Source organism: Novosphingobium hassiacum (assembly GCF_014196055.1).
Lineage (GTDB): Bacteria > Pseudomonadota > Alphaproteobacteria > Sphingomonadales > Sphingomonadaceae > Novosphingobium > Novosphingobium hassiacum.
Genome location: NZ_JACICY010000003.1, coordinates 391,632 through 409,181 on the forward strand (window position 1 = coordinate 391,632; position 17,550 = coordinate 409,181).

Below are 17,550 nucleotides of genomic sequence, written 5' to 3' on the forward strand. Positions count from 1 at the left end.
TCCCGATACCCCCCCGTTGATGGGCTTAGAGCCCGACGGCGATGACTTCGCGACCGTTATAGTGGCCACAAGCGTTGCACAGGTTGTGCGGACGCTTCAGTTCACCGCAGTTCGAGCATTCATGGAATGCATCGGGCGACAGCGCGTCATGGCTGCGGCGCATGCCCCGACGGGAGGGCGAAGTCTTTCTTTTGGGGACGGCCATTTCGGCACCTGTTCCTGAATATTGCTAACGTTTGTCTCGGGCGCGATAGGGAAAACCGTACCCTCGCACAAGCCCCAACCCGACCATGAAAGTCGGGGTCGGGACCCGTACGCTGCGACAAGCGCAACAGGAACGGGATTCGCCCAACGCAGGCGAAGGCGCGCCTATACGGATTTCCTGATGCTTTGCAAGCTCGCGCGCGCTAGCAAGGTCACGGGAGCCGGTCGAAATTGGCCGCCCGAGGGGGAGTCCACGTTTACATGACAATTCTGCCAATCACACTGTGCGCCGTCGCAGCAGCCGCCGCGATCAACATCTGGCTGTCTATGCGCATCGGCATGGTTCGATCCGCCAAGAAGATCAGCATCGGCGATGGCGGCGATGCCGACCTGGTCTGCCGCATGCGCGCGCAGGCCAACTTCATCGAAAACACGCCAATCGTGCTGGTGATGATTGCGGTGATCGAACTCGCGCGCACCGGAAACCCGTTCCTGACAGGCGTCACCGCACTCTACATGCTGGGCCGCGTCGCCCACGGCATCGGCATGGACGGCGGCAAGCTCGGCTCGCTACGCGCCGTCGGCACCCTGATCACGATGCTCACGCTGCTCGGCCTCGGCGTCTGGGCGGTATCGATCGCACTGGACATGTAAGAGCGCTGGCGGGCTCGCGCGGGCCCGCCGCAGTTCAAGCCAGCGCGTAGTCGCTCACATAGGCATTCGTCTGGCGCTCGCGCCCGAACGTGCTGGTATCGCCATGTCCCGGCACGAACGTCACGTCATTGCCGAGCGGCCAGAGTTTTTGCGTAATCGAGTCGATCAGATCCTGGTGATTTCCCATTGGGAAATCGGTCCGCCCGATCGAGCCCTGAAACAACACGTCGCCTACGATCGCAAAGCGCGAGGGCGCATGGTGGAAGATGACATGGCCCGGCGTGTGGCCTGGGCAGTGGATTACATCGAGCTCAAGCTCGCCAATCGTGACGGTGTCGCCATCGTTCAGCCAACGGGTCGGCTCGAACACCTCGCCGTTGATGCCCCAGCGCTTGCCATCTTCGTCCAACCGCGAGATCCAGAACCTGTCGGCCTCATGCGGACCCTCGATTGGCACGCCGAGATCGCGAGCGAGGATACCGGTCATCCCGCAATGGTCGATGTGACCATGCGTCACCAACAGCTTCTCGATCGTCACGCCGGAGCGTTCCACCGCCAGCTTGAGCCTGTCGATATCCCCGCCCGCATCGATGAACGCCCCGCGCATCGTCTTCGTGCACCACACCAACGTGCAGTTCTGCTGAAGCGGCGTAACGGGGATGATCGCCACCTTCATAGGCGGCGCGAGTGCTGGCTGGGTCATCAGCTGGATTTGGCGGCTGCTCACGCGAATTGCAATGGCCGCCAAATCAAAGCCTGCCACCCTTCCACACCACGCGGCCGACGATCTCGACGTCCAGCGCTGATCGCTCCATGCGCGGATAAGCCGCGTTGTCAGAGATTACCCGCAAGGTGCCGCCAGGGCCTGTTTCGAGCCGCTTGACCAGCAACACGTCATCCAGCCTGATCACATGGATGCCCGAGCGCAGCGGTCGCGGCGTCCGATCCACAAGAATCTCATCACCATCGCGCAGCGTCGGCTCCATCGAATCGCCTTCAACCTCGATTACCGACAGCATCACTGGCTCAAGCCCTTGCGCCTTGAGCCAGCGGTTCGAAAAGCGCAGGCGGCCAGAGGGAATTTCCTCCGCCGCATGCGCCCCCGGCCCCGCAGAGGCACCCAGCGGCAGGCGCGGCACGTCAGCCCATTCGGCGAGCGAGGCGCGATACGCCGCAGGTGATCTGGCCGCGGCCTCGCGACCACCACCGATGATCTTCGCAGCCACGGGTGCACCCAGTTCCGCTTCGTTCACACCGAAGAAGTGGGCCAGCGTGCGCCTGTCATTTTCCTCGAGTTTCCGGGGACTTCCCTTGCGTACGAACTGCTGGAGGTACGTCTGGTTGCGACCGATCATCGCGGACAGCGAAGCCAGGCTGATACCGCGCATTGCCGCGAGCACGACCAATCGCGAACGCGCGCCGGCATCAGTTTCAGCTTCCATGACCGTCACTCCATTGTCGAAGGACTTTTCCTAGCCTTGTAGGACTTCGTCGTCAATATAGGAAAAATCCTATTTCGAGTCGGTTCACAGTTTTCTTCGGCAGGTCCGCTACGATGCTCATTCGCAAGATCGAGAAATTCCTCAGCAGCACTGGCATGCCGGTGACCAAATTCGGGCGTCTGGCTGCGCAGGACCCCCGCCTTGTGGGCGACCTGCGCAACGGCCGCGAGCCACGTACCGCGATGGTGCAGCGCGTGGAACATTTCATGAACGAATTTGGAGGATATGTCCATGCTGCTTGACGTTACGGCTTTCGAGACCAAGTCCGAAGCAACGACAACTCTCCCCCCACGTCGCTTGCCACCCGGCGAACGCCTGCTGCGCGAGGTCCGCGAACTTGCCGGCCCCTTGGTCGAGCTGATCGAACACCGCGAATCCCCGTGGGCCAGCATAACGTTTTCGGGTGCGCGCCACGCGATCGTCATGCGCTTTTCCGGAAGCGATGCTGTCAGCGACGGCGAACGTCTGATCGCGCTCCTGCCCGATCATGAGTTTCGGCTGCGGGGCAAGCTTGTCGCCGACGCGAGCGTCGTGCGCGTCGATCACGAACTGCTCCCTGCCCCGCTCATGGAAGTCGAGTGCGAAATCCTCCTGCTCGACGAGGACTAAGGGCACACTGGGCGCCAGCACTGGCGCCCAGCCCTCTCCATCTCGGATGATCAGGGTGCTGAGCGTGCCAGCATCGGCGCTGGCTTCGCGCCGACCCACTTGGTCATATCAACCGCATTCGACACGCGGAACAATTCGCCCTTGCTGTTGAGGAACAGCTCTTCCATTTCTGCTCGGTTGAACGGGCGCGAGCCAAGGCGGCCGAATACCGCCATCTGTCCGCCCGTCTCATCCACCCCGCGATCGCGGTCGAGCCCCTTCGACAACGCCAGTGCCGGCGTCGGCGTCCGCGCCCAGGCGATCAACTCGGGCTTGGGTTCCGGCGAAAAGCCGTAGAAGTTGGGCTGGCTCGATGGTGATGTCAGCTGCAGCACCTTCATCCCGTTCCGACCATCGGCGACATACGCGAAGAGCGAGGCGTTGGTCGATGCGACGATCACATCCTCGGCATCGTTCAATTGCCCGTCGGCGGTATAACTGGCGTAGATCGACGGCCGCGTCGGCGCGGTGATATCGACGATCACCAGCCCCTGCGACTTGGCAGCGACATAGGCATAAGTGCGCGCCAGATAGACGCGGCGGGCATCGGCCAGTGGCACCACCGCGCCCGCAACCGCCTTTGGCTGCGCCAGGTTGGTCACGTCCATCAGCTCGAGGCCATTGGCCGTCGTCACCCACAGGTAGCGGAACTGCATCGCCGTAGCGCGCGGGTCGCGCAACGGCACTACCGAGGTAATGCGCGGATCGAGGCAGGTTTCACCACCCTTGGCCGCGCTTACCTCGCAGGGCTTGTCCGGTGACCACGGCTTGGTGAGGTGCACAGTCACCAGTGCCTTGTCGGTGACGACGTAGGCGTAGTCGCCTGCCAGCGTGATGTGACGCGCGCCGCTCAGCACACCGTCCGGATTGAAGGTCAGTGCGCGTTCGAAGTAGTTGTTGCGGAATTCGCCATCTGCCAGCGTATCGACATTGACCGCGATCAACCCTTCGACCGCATCGGTCACGAACGCATAGTGGTAGATCGGCGAGAACGGCTGTTCCTGGTTGAGCCCGCGCAGTTCAGGCGTGCTGCGGGTAGGCGCGATCGCCTGATTGGTCGGCAGCGCCATGCAGGTGGCGTTGGTCGAGGCGACGTGCGTGTCATGCCCGAGCGGCGAGAACGGTGCCTTGACGATCCGCTCCGAGAAGCCCTTGTTGCCAATGGCCGCGATGTCATAGGCGCGGAAGCCACCCTTGCCCTCGGCCACGAACATGTATTCGCCGCGCATCTGCAAGCAGCGGACCGAGTCCTTGGTGCCTTCGACCACGTTGGCGAACTGTTCCTGCCCGGTGGTTTCACCCGACAGCTTGCCATCTATGATCTTGCCACGCGTCCAGTTCTTCAGCTCGCGCCCGTTCTTGTCGACGTGCTGGCTCCAGTAATCCGGGTAGGCGTAGCGGTGCAGGTACGATCCGATCACGGCTTGCGGTTCGTCCCATTCGGTCACGCGTACCGCCTCGAACCCGCCATCGAGTCCGAACCACGCATTCATGCCGACGAAGTTCACATAGTTCGTGCCGAGCAACAGCAGCTGCGCCATTGTCGCGTTGTTGTCGTCATCCTTGCTGACGTGGCAATCGGTGCATTGCTTGGTTTCGTTCTTGCGAACCGTGTGCGGGAAGTGCGGTGCGAAGGCCTGCGAAGAGTAACCGATCGAGGAAATCGGCGGCTGCTGCACATAGATGCGCTCGCGGTTGATGTTGGTCGATGACAGGATCAGCGCCGAAGTCGAACGGATCGGCGCTGTAATCGCCTTGCCCGAAACCGGGTTGCCACTGGCGTCGAACTTCACCGGATCGCTGCCCGAAGACTTGTTGCGCTGATGCTTGCCCAGTTGGAACATATCATCGCGCGCGACCTGCGGGTTATAGGTCGCGTAGTTGCGGGTGTAGTCTTCCTCGTACTTGTGCGTGGCCGACTTCCAGTTTGCCTCGATCGGCAGGTGGCAGCCCGCGCACGAGGTTGTCCACGAAAGGTGGCAGGTGAAGCACGCCATATCGTCGTCGCCATGCGCGCGCTCGGCCTTGGGAATGCCCGTGCCGAACTTGTATTCGCCGGTATCCGACGCGGACTTGGCCATCAGCTTGGCACGCGCCGCCTTGGGATTGAAGATCGGCTTGCCCGAAGCGTCCATCGTTCCGGCATAGCGCGCGTCGACTGAATCCTTCACCAGGCTGACGCGCCACGACAGGTTCGGATCGATGATCGACCGCTGTGTCAGCGTCCGCCGACCATCGGCTTCATTCGACCATTCGAAGCGGCGCTGGCCATCGGCGTTGCGCAGCAGCGACAGGTTGTTGCCCTTTTCGGGCGCGGCCAAGTTCGACGTGAGCAGCGTCGGATAGGCGTCGGGCGTGCCGTGGCAATCCTTGCATCCGATCTCGACCGCGTTGGCTACTTCGCCATAGATCATGCCATTGCCGTGGCTGTCCTGCGAGAAGTGACAATCGGCGCACTGCATCCCGATCTGGGCATGGATGTCCATCATGTGGACGCTCTTGCCCGGATTTTCCCCGGCATCTACGAACTTGCCCTCGCCAGCTTTGCGGAACTTCTGCGGGTCGCTCGGGTCGATGATGTGCGCGGTGTCAGTGCCGTAGGACGTCATGTCGCCGTCCTCGTCGAGCAGGTTGCCGCGGCGGTCACGCTTGAGGATCGAGCGGAAGTTCCAGCCGTGGCCGTGGTAATCGGCGAACTGCGTGTCCTTGGTCTGATCGTTCACGTCATAGACGTTGCGCAAGAACTCGACATCGCGCCACAGCCCACGGGTGGACGCACCCTCGGGATTGCGGTCGAGCACTTCACGCTGCTCGTCGATGTTCGGATAGAACTGCTTCTTGAACGTCTTGGCGTAATCCTCGTCCGACATGCCCGCAGGCTTGGGCGCCTTGTTCTCGGGCCCGGGCCACATCGTCGGCGCGTCGGATTCATAGTCCCACATCGTGTAGCCGAGGTAGGAATTCAGGAAGATGTTCGGCTGGTGCATGTGGCAGTTCATGCATTGCGCGGTGGGGATCGCGCGCGTGAATGCGTGGACCAGCGGGTGTCCGCGTTCGCGATCCTGCAACTTCACCGGGCCGCCAGCGCCATGCTCATCACCATGATCACCGGTCTTGGCATGGCCCTTCTCGTCCAGCCCCGCCATCGCGTGGGCCGACGCCTGATCCATCTTGCCACTGTCCATCGTGCCATGCGGGGCAACGCCCTTCGCAGGCGCGTAGACCAGTTGCTCGGCCGACGAGATTGCGCGGGCACAGTCGGCTTCCATGTCGGCAGACTGCTCCGGATCCGACCGATCGCCGCCCTTGTAAGCGGCTTTGCCGCCAAGCACGGTGCCGCGAACCTTGTCGTGATGCTCTTCCTTGGCTGCATCGTAGCTGCCGTAGGCACCCTTGCGATGCTCGCCTTCGCGCAAGCCGTTGATCGTGGGATCGGCGGTAACCGTCTGACCGTCACGCCCGCACTTGCCGTAGTTCATGCTGTGGCGCGGTTCGCGGTCATTGGCATAGATGACGTGGCACGCGGCACAACCCGACGAGCGATAATCGCCCGGCTGGTCGTTCGTGCCCATCTGGTACAGGAACGGGTCGTTGAGGCGCGTCTTGTGGATGTTCAGCACCGGAATTGCCACGCGCAAGCCCGTCGCAGGACCACGGTTCGACTGCTTGAGGTCCGGACGGCCCGGCTCGTCCAGACGCTGGATCAACCCGGTCGAGTTGGGCAATCCGATTTCGGGGAACTGCGGATTGATCGTGCGGCCACCATCCTCGAACACGCGGAACACGTCGCCCGGCGGGATCGTGTGCCAGCGAGGCAGCGGATACATGACTGGCAGCGCCCCGCGCGCCTTCTCCCTCGGGGTGACCGTGCCCCACATTGGCTTACCGTCCGGGCCGATTTCCTTCGACGCCGACTTGACCAGCGCAGGCTCGCCGTTGCGGGTGAAGCTTTCGCCGAACAGGTAGTTCTTGAACGGCACGATGCCGTTGTTATAGGCCGCGCCGCCCCACAGCATCGCGCCCGTCGTCATCAGCGATCGTTCCGACGCCTCGATGATCTGCATGTGGCACGCGCCGCACGAATCGCGCGCGACGCGGTAGTCCGACGGGTTGACGAAACGAATGAATTCAGGGCTTTCCTTGCCCATCAACGCGTACGACCGTTTCGGGTTAGCCGACGACGGCCAGCCCCATGCAACGGGATACTTGGGCAGCACGTGGGCATCCTTCAGCGCGCCCATGTACTCCATCGATTTCGGGTTCCACGACCGATCGGCGACGACCTTGGTATCGCCACCATGACAATCGACGCACGACAGCACGACCGCCGGACTGGCGTGCATCGTACGGTGATCGCTTTGCGTATGGCAGCTGACGCAGCCTGTATTCTGCTTGTCGACATAGGCCCACTGCTCTTCAGGCGTATCACCCGGCTGGCCGCGCGGTGCGGCCGGCGCGCGCGTATGCGTAACCTTCTGCGCCGGTTCCTCGCCCGAGGCGTAAAGCGCGCTCGGCACCAGCAGCGCAGCAAGCGCCGCCACTGCCCAAGCCAGGGGGATCGAACGTTTGCGGCGCTGAAGGGTCATGGGTTGGGTCATCAGAAAGCCAGAGTCGCGTTGGCGAGGACGGAGTAGAAACGGGTGGCTTTGCCCTGCTGGGCGAACAGGTCATCGAACCCGCCACCGGGCTCGAGCACCGCGCCCGACAGGCGGAATACCAGGTTCTGCGACGCATTCGGCCGCCAGATTGCCGAGACCGAGACGTCGAACCCGATATCGCGCGCGATCGAGCCTTCGTTGCGCAGAACTTGCAGCACCTTGGTGTTGGCGAACCACAAGTGGTTGATATTGGTCGAGACGCGCGTGGTCGGCGTCAGGTCGAAGTCCGCTCCCAGCCCGGCCAGGATCGTGCCGGGATTGGTGAAGTTCGACTGCCCCTGCTCTTTCGAGGTGCGCACCGAGTTCAAGATGCCGTTGCGACCGTTAAGCGAGACCGCGCGCCCGCCACCTGCGAACGGGATGGTCTGGCGGATCCAGTAGCTGGTGTCCGCGCCCGCAAATTGCGGATTCTCGAAGATCGCGTCGAACCCGCCTTCGACCTTGTCATAAGGGTCGCTGTCGCCGCTCGCCCACAGCCCCGACAGGCGGATGCGGGTCCAGTCGATATCATAGCTGGCTTCGGCCGCCGCCATGAACGCGCGGATTTCAGCGGGGCGGCTGGTCAGGAAGTTGTTCCGATCTTCGCCCAGTGCGGCATAGAACTGGCCGGTCAGGTTGACGCGTCCGATGCGTCCATCGGCAGCGTAGCCCAGATAGACCACATCGTATTCGCGCCCGCGCAAGTCGCCCAACAGCGCAGGGCGCACGGGGAAGCCGTTGGTATCGACCGTAATCTCGTTGCGCTCACGGTTCATGTTGTAAGTGGCCGAGATCTGGCTGGTCAGGCCGACGACCGGGAAATCCTGACGGTACAGGTTCGCCATGAACACGAAATCGTTGCGCGGCGCGCGGCTGACATCGTTGAGGCCGGAGTTGGTCTCTTTCTCCAATCGCCAGAACGCTGCCAGATTGAACTGGAAACGATTGTTGTCGCGGTTGCCGAACAGGCGCACGCCAAGCTGGTTGTCGTTGAACAGGAACCCGCGAAAATCGGACTGCATCGGCTGGATGCCGGTACGGACTGAGACGAAATCGTACCGCTTCGTGTCGAACCGGCCGATGTGATAGTCGATGAACGCTTCCTGCAGGCCGATGAAACCATCGGTGCGGCGCGTGCCCTTCGACGGCTCGACGAACAGCACACGGCGTTCAGGCACCTGCACATGGTTGAGGTTGCCCGCCACCGCGATGCGATATTCCACGACCGGCGGCTTGTAAGCGGTCATGCCCTTGAGCAGCGACGCGCTGACAATGAACGTCTGCGACAGCACCAGACTGTGGCTGCGCCCGAACGTATCGATTTCGTTCGGGTTGGTCGTCGTCTGGTTGCCGACCGGGATCGGGAAGCTGCGCGGCTCGACCACTGTGTCCGACACACCTCCAAGCAGCAGGAACCAGTCCTCACCCTTCAGGAAGCCCGGCCGCTTACCCTTGGCCAGCGGCAAATCGCCCTTCAGCAGGTTGTGATGAAACGGATCGAGCTTGGAGTGACATACATAAGCCAGCTTGGGAAACAGCGTGTACAGCGCACGATCCGTCTGCCCGGTCGCCTTGTCTTTTTGCGGGCACAGGCTCGACATGATCCGCCAGCGATCGGGAAGCGCTACGTCCAGCCCGAGATCGCCGACCGGCCCCTCGCCTTCGTACTTGTCGTAGAACGCTTCGGGCGGTGGCGCACCGACTGCGCCGGGATTGTCCTGCTCGACGCGATCGGGAAGCTGCTTGTTGAAGCCGGGACGGCGGCGACCGTCGATCAGCGCTTGATCCGCTTCGGTCTCGCCCCCGGGCAATGCGTTGGCATCGGGTAAAGGTGGCAGCGCGACGACCAGCTGCTCTGCAGCCGGAGCCTCTTGCGACGCCATCGCCCCAGCTTCACCCGCCTGCTGCGCCAGAAGCGCCCGATACGGCATATTCGCGGGCAAGGGAGCCGGATGACCAATCCCCAGCGCTGGTGCGATCAAGGCAAGGACCTGCTGCATCACTTGCCCTCGCAGGCGTTCTGTTCAGGGGTGTCGAGGAACGGCGCGAACGGGCAGTTGACGTAGCGCAGCCGCACCCCGGCCGGCGTCAGCGTGTCGGCGCGGATGGCCTTGGGCGCATTGCCGATACCGCCCACCTTCAACCCGCCGTTGTGCGTGCCCAGGAACGAGATCATGTCGTCCTGATCGATGCCATCGCCCGAAATTCCGATCGCGCCGACAAGCTGGTTGCCGCGATAGATCGGGACCGAGCCCGGAAAGATCTGAATGCCATTGGCGAGGCGCTTCTTGCCGGTCGGGCCGTCCGGCACGGCAGTACAGGTCTGGACGACATCGCGCGCATTCAGCCGACCTTCGACAAACACCGCGTGCTGAAGCAGGTTCGCCTTGACCAGCGCGATCTGCAAGCCGGTGGCGAACGGACTGAAATCGGTGATCGGGCGCGACAGCGGGCCATGGGGGCGTCCCACTTCGCCATCGGGATAGAACGGACGCGAGATATTGCCGCCGGACCGGTCGCCGAACGCGATCTTGCCGGTCAACGCGGTCTGGTCCCCAAAAAAGTCGCGCGCGCGCTGCACGAACGCCGGAATCTCGGCGTCGGTGTCATCATTCAACTGCTGCGCGGCGACACTGTTCGAGAAGAACGCGGCGGTTCGCGCTTTTTGCAACGAAACGTCGATCCCGAAGATCGGCGCGTCCGGGCCGCGCACCAGCCCGAGCACCTCGCCGAATGTATCGACGACCGAGATCGAGACTTGCGCCCGGCTGTCGAGCGGGCGGCGGATCTGCGCGCGGGCGCGCGTCATGATCGTGAACGCTTCTTCCAGCACGGCGCGTACTTCGGCAGCGGTCAGCGGTTGGCTGGTCGTGCCGCCGTCGGTCGCTGCCTTGACAGGGTAGCGATTGGCGCCCGACCCGTTCGAAAGCACATAGGCATCGGCAAGTGAAAACTCGGCGGAAGTCGCGCGGCGAATGCCGGACTTTTCCGTGCCATAGGGCGTACCAGCGACAACGCCGGTGCCATCATAATAGCCCCGCACCGGAATCAGCGTACCGATCGAGCCACTGATCGCGGCGAAGCTGGTCTGAAGCGGGTGCAGTCCTTCGATCCGCGCATCGGCGAAGCGCAACGTCGATCCGTCGACCGTGATCCTGTCCGCGCGAATGTCAGCGGCGGGCGCGAAACCCTGAATCCCGGCGAGTGCCATGAACTCTTCCGGATCGCCATCGACGTCGGTCACGTTCGGATCGAAGCCGTAATCGCCATCGGCCATCACGCCGATGCCGCCCACGACCACGCCGTTCTTGTACAGCGGCAACCCGCCGGGATCGGCCGCGAGGCCGAGCGGCGCGCGCTTGGGACCGATGAACGCCGCAGCGCCCGCGTTGCCTGTGCTGAACCGCGCGGCCAGGTCTGAGCACGGAAGCGAACTGAACTGCACACCGAACAGCGGGCCCGACTCCAGTCCCGGCGTATTCGGCGCGGGCGGGAAATGCTCCTGCACGATCATGCTGGCGGTGCGGGTAGAGAAGGCATTGCCGCTCGATGACAGGTAGGCGGCTGTAACAGCCTTCGAGATCGCGCCCATCGTCGCTTCGACTTCGAGCCCCTGTGCATCGACCTCACGCGGCGAAATCTCACCCGTTGCGGTGCGGCGGCTGGTGAACATCCGCGTCGCAGCGCCATTCATGCGGAACACCGCGAGCACATTACCGACGCGATCGACCACGGCGATGATCGCCGGATAGTTGAGCGCGCGCGCCTCACCCACCGCCTGGGCCACGATCTGCTGAACTTCGCTGACCGACAGCGATTCCTGCGCAGGGTCGGCAAAGAAGCGCGATGCGGCGGCTGGCGTGGGCGTCGGTTCGAACGTCGTACCAGAGCCAGAATCGCCGCCCCCGCAGCCTGCCAGCGCAAGCGAAAACGACAGGGCAATCGCCGTGGTCTGGCGCAGGGCCAAGGGCAGACGCATCAACGCAGGCTCCGGATCGATCGCACGGCTCCGCCAAGGGCGCGCCGGAATGCAAGCGGCTGGAAGCCATTAGGGTCACGCACCGCTGCGTAGGCTTGGTTGATCTGCACGCGCAGGTTGGTCGCCGACCCCGCCGGCACCATGCCCTGATTGACCAGTCCGTTGAGCAGCGTGTCCACTGCCATGACCGACTGCACCGCGCCTTCGTAGTCGGTGAACCGCTCACCGATGGCATCGCTGGCAATCGAATCCATGATCGCAAAGGTCTGCTCGCGGGTGAATGCCGCCGACGCAAAGCGCGATGAGAGCTGATCGGCCGACTGGCGCAAGGCCTGTGCCGCAGCGACCGTCTCCGCACGGTTTGCACCCATCGCGCGGTGGAACGCCTTGCTCTTCGCGTCGAACGCAGCCGCCGCATCCGGGGCGACAGCGCGCGCCGCTGCCAGCAGCATGATCATGTTCTCGTCGTTGTAGGGCGGCATGCCCCGCGCGATCGGGCGACCCGGGTTGGCGACGGCAGATACACCGCCTTCCTCGTTGTCATAGATGCGGCGGTGGCAGGAATGGCAATCGTAGAACGTAAATTCGGGGAAGATCCCGTCCATCGCGCGCGCCGGCTGGCTGAACAGTTCGAGGCTGCGCTTGACCGCCTCGGCCTGCCCGACAGCCCACATCCGCATCGAATTGGTCTTGCCGCCCTTGCGCCGCACATAGTCGGCGTCTTCATCGTGATGCTGCTGCAGCGTCGTGAACAGGTCGAGCTCGAACGAGATCCGCGGGTGGCCGGCCGCCATGATCCGGTGCGCGATGAACTGCCCCTTGGCGTCGCCCGAGAAGTGGCAATCGAGGCAGACCTGCGCCTTGACCTGGGGGTTGACGAGATTGGTCATGCCCTGCGCGACATTGCGCGCGTGGCTTGCGCCGACCGTGTAATGTGAGGCGAGCCAGCCGCTTGACGCGCCGTGACATGCTTCGCAATCGACGCCGTCCGACGCGCGCGCGGCTCCTGGCGAGGCATGACATCCGGCGCATTCGCGCTGAACGCCTGCCGCATCGAGACCCATCCGCCGCACGATCGCTTGCCCGCGGGGTTCCTGCACCGATGCCCAGGCGCGGCTGTGCGAACCCGTTGGCGAGGATTCCTCCTGCCAGCGCAAAACTTCGTCCTGGCGCACAACTGTGCCGTCCGCCGCACTGCGACCGTGGCATGTCGATCCCGCGCACGAGGCTACGCCCTGATGTCCACGCAACGTCGCCCCGGCGCTTTGCGCCTGGACCGCAGCGGGTGAAATCAGCGCAGAAGCGCCCAACGCAGCACCGGCCATAGCCAGGCACGCGGCGACAGCCAGCGCTCCTGCACGAGGCACAGCGCGGCACCACGCCGCTAGCCGCCGAAAAGACACGAAAATATCGAGCATTGCCCCTCGTCCCCACCGGTCCCCGCATGATCGGGCTTTGCCCTTTATCATGCGCTGCCGGAAGTGCTGCAATGCGACCCCGATATGGACAGACTAGGGCACGATGCCCCTGCGATTCAAGTCACTATTCATGTTTCCGACAGATTTCCGGCGCTTTGCAGAACCTTTACCGACGGCGGATGACCATGTTGCGGATTTCTGACATGTCTTCCATGGCAAAGCGGATGCCCTCGCGGCCCAGGCCCGAATCCTTCACCCCGCCATAAGGCATGTTGTCGACGCGGTAGCTCGACACGTCGTTGACCACGATTCCGCCCACGTCGAGCCTGTCCCACGCGTCCATAACCTTGTGCAGATCGGACGTGAACAGCCCCGCCTGCAGGCCGAACTTGCTGTCGTTGACCTCGTCGAGCGCGGCATCCCAGTCGGTGAACTTCGACAGAATCACCACCGGGCCGAATGCTTCTTCGGTATAGACGTCCATCTCGCGCGTGCAGCCTTCGAGCAGCGTCGCCTCGAGCATGTTGCCCTCGCACCCGCCGCCTGCCAGCAACCGCGCGCCACCAGCCACCGCCGCGTCGATCCAGTCCTTCAGGCGCTGCGCTTCCTTGGCCGAGATCATCGGTCCGATGAACGTCTCGCGCACCTTGGGATCCCCGGACTTGAGCGCCTTTACCTGATCGGCCAACCTGTCGCGGAACGTGTCATAGATATCGGCGTGGATGATCACACGCTGGACATGGATGCACGACTGGCCCGACTGATAGTACCCGCCGAAGATCACGCGCGCGAGCGCGTGATCCAGATCGGCGTCCTTGTCGACCACCACCGCAGCGTTCCCGCCCAGCTCCAGCACGACCTTCTTCTTGCCCGCCTTGGCCTTCAGCTCCCAGCCCACGCCCGGCGATCCGGTGAACGAGAGCAGCTTGAGCCGCTCATCGGTGGTGAACAGGTCCGCGCCGTCGCGGCTGGCCGGCAGGATCGAGAACGCGCCCTCGGGCAGCACATCGCATTCGGCCAGCACTTCGCCCATGATGATCGCGCCCAGTGGCGTCAGCGAAGCGGGTTTCATCACGAACGGACAGCCCATCGCGATGGCCGGGGCGATCTTGTGCGCAGCCAGGTTCAGCGGGAAGTTGAACGGCGAGATGAAGCTGCACGGCCCGATCGGCACGCGCTTCCACATGCCCATGTAACCCTTGGCGCGGGGCGAAATATCCAGCGGCTGGACCTCACCATAATTGCGCGTCGCTTCTTCGGCAGCGATGCGGAACGTGTCGATCAAGCGGCCCACTTCGCCTTCCGAATCGGCAATCGGCTTGCCCGCCTCGACGCAGAGCGCATAGGCCAGCTCGTCCTTGCGCTCGTCAAACCGCTTTACGCAGTGGTCGAGCACGTCGCGCTTCTCATAGCTCGCCAACCGCGCCATCGGCTCGGCCGCGCGCACCGCGCCCGCGATTGCTTCGTCGATCACGTCGGGCGTGGCGAGAGCGGTGCGAAACGCGACTTCGCCGGTGAACTTGTCGGTCACCTTGAGGTCGGTGTTGGGCTGCACTGCCTTGTTGTTGAGATAGAGCGGATAGACGTCTTTGAGCTGGGTCATGGATCTCTCCCCCCTCCCGCCTGCGGGAGGGGCCGGGGGTGGGCCTTGCTGGGGCAGCAGATATGCCCACCCCTGCCCCCTCCCGCAAGCAGGAGGGGGAAAACGCGTCAAAGCGCCTTCGACAGTTCCTTGATATCCTTGTTCAGGATCTGGTCGTTCTCCGAATAGTCGACCGGGCAGTCGATCAGATGAACCCCCGGCGTCGAGTTGCAGTGATCGAGCAGCTCACGCAGATGCGCGGCACTCTCCACGCGATACCCGTTCGCGCCGTAAGCCTCGGCATACTTGACGAAATCGGGGTTGCCATAAGTAAGTCCAAAATCCTCGAAGCCCATATTGGCCTGCTTCCAGCGAATCATTCCGTAGGAGCTGTCGTTGAGGATCAGCACCGTCAGATTCAGCCCGAGCCGGACCGCTGTTTCCATCTCCTGGCTGTTCATCATGAACCCGCCGTCCCCACAGATCGCCATGACCTTGCGATCGGGATAGAGCATCGCGCTCATCATCGCCGACGGCAGCCCCGCGCCCATCGTGGCGAGCGCATTGTCGAGCAGCACCGTGTTGGGATGATAGGCGGTAAATCCGCGCGCGAACCAGATCTTGTAGACCCCGTTGTCGAGACAGATGATCCCGTCCTCCGGCAACGAATCGCGGATCGCCTGCACAAGATGCGGCGGGAAGATCGGGAAGCGCGCATCGGAGGCAAGCGGTGCGGTGTGGGCAACTTCCGCCGCGCGGTAGGCCAGCATATGGTCGAAGTTCCAGGCAGGATTCGGCGTGATCGCTTCCTTCATCTGCCAGATCGCATTGGCGATATCGCCGATCACCTCGATCGTCGGGAAGTAGACCGGATCGACTTCGGCGGTCTTGGTCGAGACGTGGATCACCGGCGTCCCGCCTTCACGCATGAAGAACGGCGGCTTTTCGATCACGTCGTGGCCGACGTTGATGATCAGGTCGGCATCTTCGACTGCACGATGGACGAAATCGCCCGCAGAAAGGGCCGCGCAACCCAGGAACTTGGGGTGCCGCTCATCGATCACGCCCTTGCCAAGCTGCGTCGTCAGGAACGGGATGCCCGACTTTTCGACGAATTCCCTCAACATCTTGCCGGTCAGCTTGCGATTGGCACCCGCGCCGATCACCAGCACCGGCGCCTTGGCACCGTGCAATGCCTCGATCGCCTGCGCGATGGACTTGGCGTCGGCGTTGGGACGCCGGACCAGGCTACGCTTCAGCGGACGCGAATCGGTGTGTTCGTCGGCGATGTCCTCGGGCAGCTCGATATGCGTCGCGCCGGGCTTTTCCTCCTCGGCCAAGCGGTACGCTTCGCGCACGCGGCTGGGGATGTTGTCCGATGACGCCATCTGGTGCGTAAATTTGGTGATCGGCCCCATCATCGACACCACGTCGAGGATCTGGAAGCGACCCTGCTTCGATTTCTTGATCGGCTTTTGCCCGGTGATCATCATCATCGGCATGCCGCCCAGCGTGGCATAGGCAGCAGCGGTCACGAAGTTGGTCGCGCCCGGGCCCAATGTCGCGATGCACACGCCGGTCTTGCCGGTGTGACGGCCATAAGTCGCGGCCATGAAGCCCGCGCCCTGTTCGTGCCGCGTCAGGATAAGCTTGATCTTGGTCGAGCGTGACAGCGAATCGAGGAAGTCGAGGTTTTCCTCGCCCGGGACACCAAAGATGTACTCGCAGCCCTCTTCCTCGAGGCACTCGATGAACAGATCGGAAGCCTTCTGGCCACCGGTGGAATGATTGCTGCCTTCGGACATTATCGCGTCGCTCCTGCAAGGAGACGCAGGGCAAGCCAGCGCCTCTCTTCCCAAACTGGATGCGACCCCACGGAGCGTGTCATCGGTGCGTACCGTTATGGCCGCCGCACCTGCCCCTGCGGACAGGCCTAACAAACCATAGCGGCGGTGTCACGCCATGCGTTCAATAGCCCAAAGAAAGGTCAACTTGCGGCTGAAGTGGCTCACCGCGTCCAAACCGGTCCAGGTTTTCCAGAAAGCGCGTAACCGACCGCTCGAACATGCGCGTCTGCGAACGACCCGAAAGGTGCATCGAAACATGCGCGTTGGGCAGGCTCCACAGCGGATGGTCGGCTGGCAGAGGCTCGGGCGTGGTTACATCGAGAAACGCGCTGCCCGGGCGTCCTGCCGTCAGCGCCGCAACCAGCGCGTCCTGATCGATCACGCTTCCGCGCGCCACATTGATCAACGTCGCCGTCGGCTTCATTGCGGCAAGCTCCGCCGCCCCGATCATCGCGTCGGTTTCAGCCGTTGCGGGCACCGCCAGAATCACCCAGTCGAAGGCCCCCAGTTGTCCCCGCCATTCCTCCGGCCCCAGCGCGCCCTCACCCGCCGATCGCCGAACCTTTACCACATCGACATCGAAGCCTGCCAGCCGCCGCTCGACACCCTGCCCGATCGCGCCGTAGCCGATGATCAGCGCGCGACTTCCCGCCAGCTCGACCTTGCCCGGCGCGTCGAGCAGCCACTCATGCCGGTCCTGAGCGCGCACCACTTCGCGATAACCCTTGGCGACGGTCAGCAACGCCATGACGACATATTCGGCAATCGTGATCGCGTTGATCCCGACGCCATTGGTCAGCACCACCCCGCGCTCGCGCAGCATGTCGAGCGGCATGCCATCGACACCCGCATAGATCGAATTGAGCCACTTCAGCCGCGTCGCGCTGGCAATAGCCGTCACCATCGCGTCCTTCTCGTTCAGATCCATCCACCCAATTTCGGCGTCGGGAGCCAGCTCGAGCAACTCCTGCGTCGTGCTGAAAAAGCGCGGCTTCACCCAGTCCGGCAACCGGCTCTGAACCATCGGCGCAGCAAGGGAGTTCATTACAAGGACGGTCATAATGAGCTCTCCCGCTGGC

At 63.3% G+C, this 17,550-nt stretch carries 13 protein-coding genes; 3 read left to right on the forward strand and 10 right to left on the reverse strand.

Going from position 1 to position 17,550, the window contains the following annotated elements; translation table 11 throughout:
* Nucleotides 1–25 precede the first annotated feature (25 nt).
* Entirely contained in the window at nt 26–205 is a 180-nt protein-coding gene (gene rpmF, locus GGQ88_RS09090; RefSeq protein ID WP_183612822.1) for a 50S ribosomal protein L32, read from the reverse strand.
* A 260-nt stretch (nt 206–465) separates the two neighbouring features.
* On the opposite strand from rpmF, the gene GGQ88_RS09095 reads away from it, so the two are divergent.
* Nucleotides 466–858: an MAPEG family protein gene (locus GGQ88_RS09095; RefSeq protein WP_183612823.1), complete on the forward strand. Its 393-nt coding sequence runs from the start codon at nt 466–468 to the stop codon at nt 856–858.
* A 34-nt stretch (nt 859–892) separates the two neighbouring features.
* Here GGQ88_RS09095 and GGQ88_RS09100 read toward each other — a convergent pair whose 3' ends face one another.
* Nucleotides 893–1,561, reverse strand: a complete 669-nt coding sequence (locus GGQ88_RS09100) for an MBL fold metallo-hydrolase (RefSeq protein WP_246385693.1) — start codon at nt 1,559–1,561, stop codon at nt 893–895.
* Between the two features lie 46 nt (nt 1,562–1,607).
* The gene (locus GGQ88_RS09105) at nt 1,608–2,300 is read right to left on the reverse strand and encodes a S24 family peptidase (RefSeq protein WP_183612824.1); all 693 of its coding nucleotides are present in this window, start codon (nt 2,298–2,300) and stop codon (nt 1,608–1,610) included.
* A gap of 113 nt (nt 2,301–2,413) precedes the next feature.
* Between GGQ88_RS09105 and GGQ88_RS09110 the strand changes: the two genes are divergently transcribed.
* A complete protein-coding gene (locus GGQ88_RS09110) occupies nt 2,414–2,602 on the forward strand; it encodes a hypothetical protein (RefSeq protein WP_183612825.1) in 189 nt (62 codons plus the stop codon).
* A complete protein-coding gene (locus GGQ88_RS09115; RefSeq protein ID WP_183612826.1) occupies nt 2,592–2,969 on the forward strand; it encodes a hypothetical protein in 378 nt (125 codons plus the stop codon). The genes GGQ88_RS09110 and GGQ88_RS09115 overlap by 11 nt, the downstream gene beginning before the upstream one ends.
* Nucleotides 2,970–3,019: 50 nt before the next feature.
* On the opposite strand, the gene GGQ88_RS09120 is transcribed toward GGQ88_RS09115, so the two are convergent.
* The 7 genes from GGQ88_RS09120 to GGQ88_RS09150 all read right to left on the reverse strand — a co-directional run bounded on the left by GGQ88_RS09120 (nt 3,020) and on the right by GGQ88_RS09150 (nt 17,531).
* Nucleotides 3,020–7,594, reverse strand: a complete 4,575-nt coding sequence (locus tag GGQ88_RS09120) for a hypothetical protein (RefSeq protein WP_246385694.1) — start codon at nt 7,592–7,594, stop codon at nt 3,020–3,022.
* Nucleotides 7,595–7,605: 11 nt separating this feature from the next.
* Entirely contained in the window at nt 7,606–9,645 is a 2,040-nt protein-coding gene (locus GGQ88_RS09125; RefSeq protein WP_183612828.1) for a hypothetical protein, read from the reverse strand.
* Nucleotides 9,645–11,624: a heme-binding protein gene (locus GGQ88_RS09130; protein ID WP_183612829.1), complete on the reverse strand. Its 1,980-nt coding sequence runs from the start codon at nt 11,622–11,624 to the stop codon at nt 9,645–9,647. The genes GGQ88_RS09125 and GGQ88_RS09130 overlap by 1 nt, the downstream gene beginning before the upstream one ends.
* Nucleotides 11,624–13,042 carry a multiheme c-type cytochrome gene (locus GGQ88_RS09135; protein ID WP_183612830.1) on the reverse strand — a complete coding sequence of 473 codons (1,419 nt, stop codon included), beginning with the start codon at nt 13,040–13,042 and terminating at the stop codon, nt 11,624–11,626. Before GGQ88_RS09135 ends, GGQ88_RS09130 begins: the two co-directional genes overlap by 1 nt.
* Nucleotides 13,043–13,208: 166 nt before the next feature.
* Nucleotides 13,209–14,645 carry an aldehyde dehydrogenase family protein gene (locus GGQ88_RS09140; RefSeq protein WP_183612831.1) on the reverse strand — a complete coding sequence of 479 codons (1,437 nt, stop codon included), beginning with the start codon at nt 14,643–14,645 and terminating at the stop codon, nt 13,209–13,211.
* A gap of 107 nt (nt 14,646–14,752) precedes the next feature.
* Nucleotides 14,753–16,429, reverse strand: a complete 1,677-nt coding sequence (locus tag GGQ88_RS09145; RefSeq protein ID WP_183612832.1) for an acetolactate synthase large subunit — start codon at nt 16,427–16,429, stop codon at nt 14,753–14,755.
* A 163-nt stretch (nt 16,430–16,592) separates the two neighbouring features.
* Entirely contained in the window at nt 16,593–17,531 is a 939-nt protein-coding gene (locus tag GGQ88_RS09150) for a D-2-hydroxyacid dehydrogenase (protein WP_183612833.1), read from the reverse strand.
* Between the last annotated feature and the right edge of the window lie 19 nt (nt 17,532–17,550).

Coding starts and splice junctions, on each gene's coding strand:
- rpmF (WP_183612822.1), bottom strand. CDS start 205: ATGGCCGTCCCCAAAAGAAAGACTTCGCCCTCCCGTCGGGGCATGCGC.
- GGQ88_RS09095 (WP_183612823.1), top strand. CDS start 466: ATGACAATTCTGCCAATCACACTGTGCGCCGTCGCAGCAGCCGCCGCG.
- GGQ88_RS09100 (WP_246385693.1), bottom strand. CDS start 1,561: ATGACCCAGCCAGCACTCGCGCCGCCTATGAAGGTGGCGATCATCCCC.
- GGQ88_RS09105 (WP_183612824.1), bottom strand. CDS start 2,300: ATGGAAGCTGAAACTGATGCCGGCGCGCGTTCGCGATTGGTCGTGCTC.
- GGQ88_RS09110 (WP_183612825.1), top strand. CDS start 2,414: ATGCTCATTCGCAAGATCGAGAAATTCCTCAGCAGCACTGGCATGCCG.
- GGQ88_RS09115 (WP_183612826.1), top strand. CDS start 2,592: ATGCTGCTTGACGTTACGGCTTTCGAGACCAAGTCCGAAGCAACGACA.
- GGQ88_RS09120 (WP_246385694.1), bottom strand. CDS start 7,594: ATGACCCTTCAGCGCCGCAAACGTTCGATCCCCCTGGCTTGGGCAGTG.
- GGQ88_RS09125 (WP_183612828.1), bottom strand. CDS start 9,645: ATGCAGCAGGTCCTTGCCTTGATCGCACCAGCGCTGGGGATTGGTCAT.
- GGQ88_RS09130 (WP_183612829.1), bottom strand. CDS start 11,624: ATGCGTCTGCCCTTGGCCCTGCGCCAGACCACGGCGATTGCCCTGTCG.
- GGQ88_RS09135 (WP_183612830.1), bottom strand. CDS start 13,042: ATGCTCGATATTTTCGTGTCTTTTCGGCGGCTAGCGGCGTGGTGCCGC.
- GGQ88_RS09140 (WP_183612831.1), bottom strand. CDS start 14,645: ATGACCCAGCTCAAAGACGTCTATCCGCTCTATCTCAACAACAAGGCA.
- GGQ88_RS09145 (WP_183612832.1), bottom strand. CDS start 16,429: ATGTCCGAAGGCAGCAATCATTCCACCGGTGGCCAGAAGGCTTCCGAT.
- GGQ88_RS09150 (WP_183612833.1), bottom strand. CDS start 17,531: ATGACCGTCCTTGTAATGAACTCCCTTGCTGCGCCGATGGTTCAGAGC.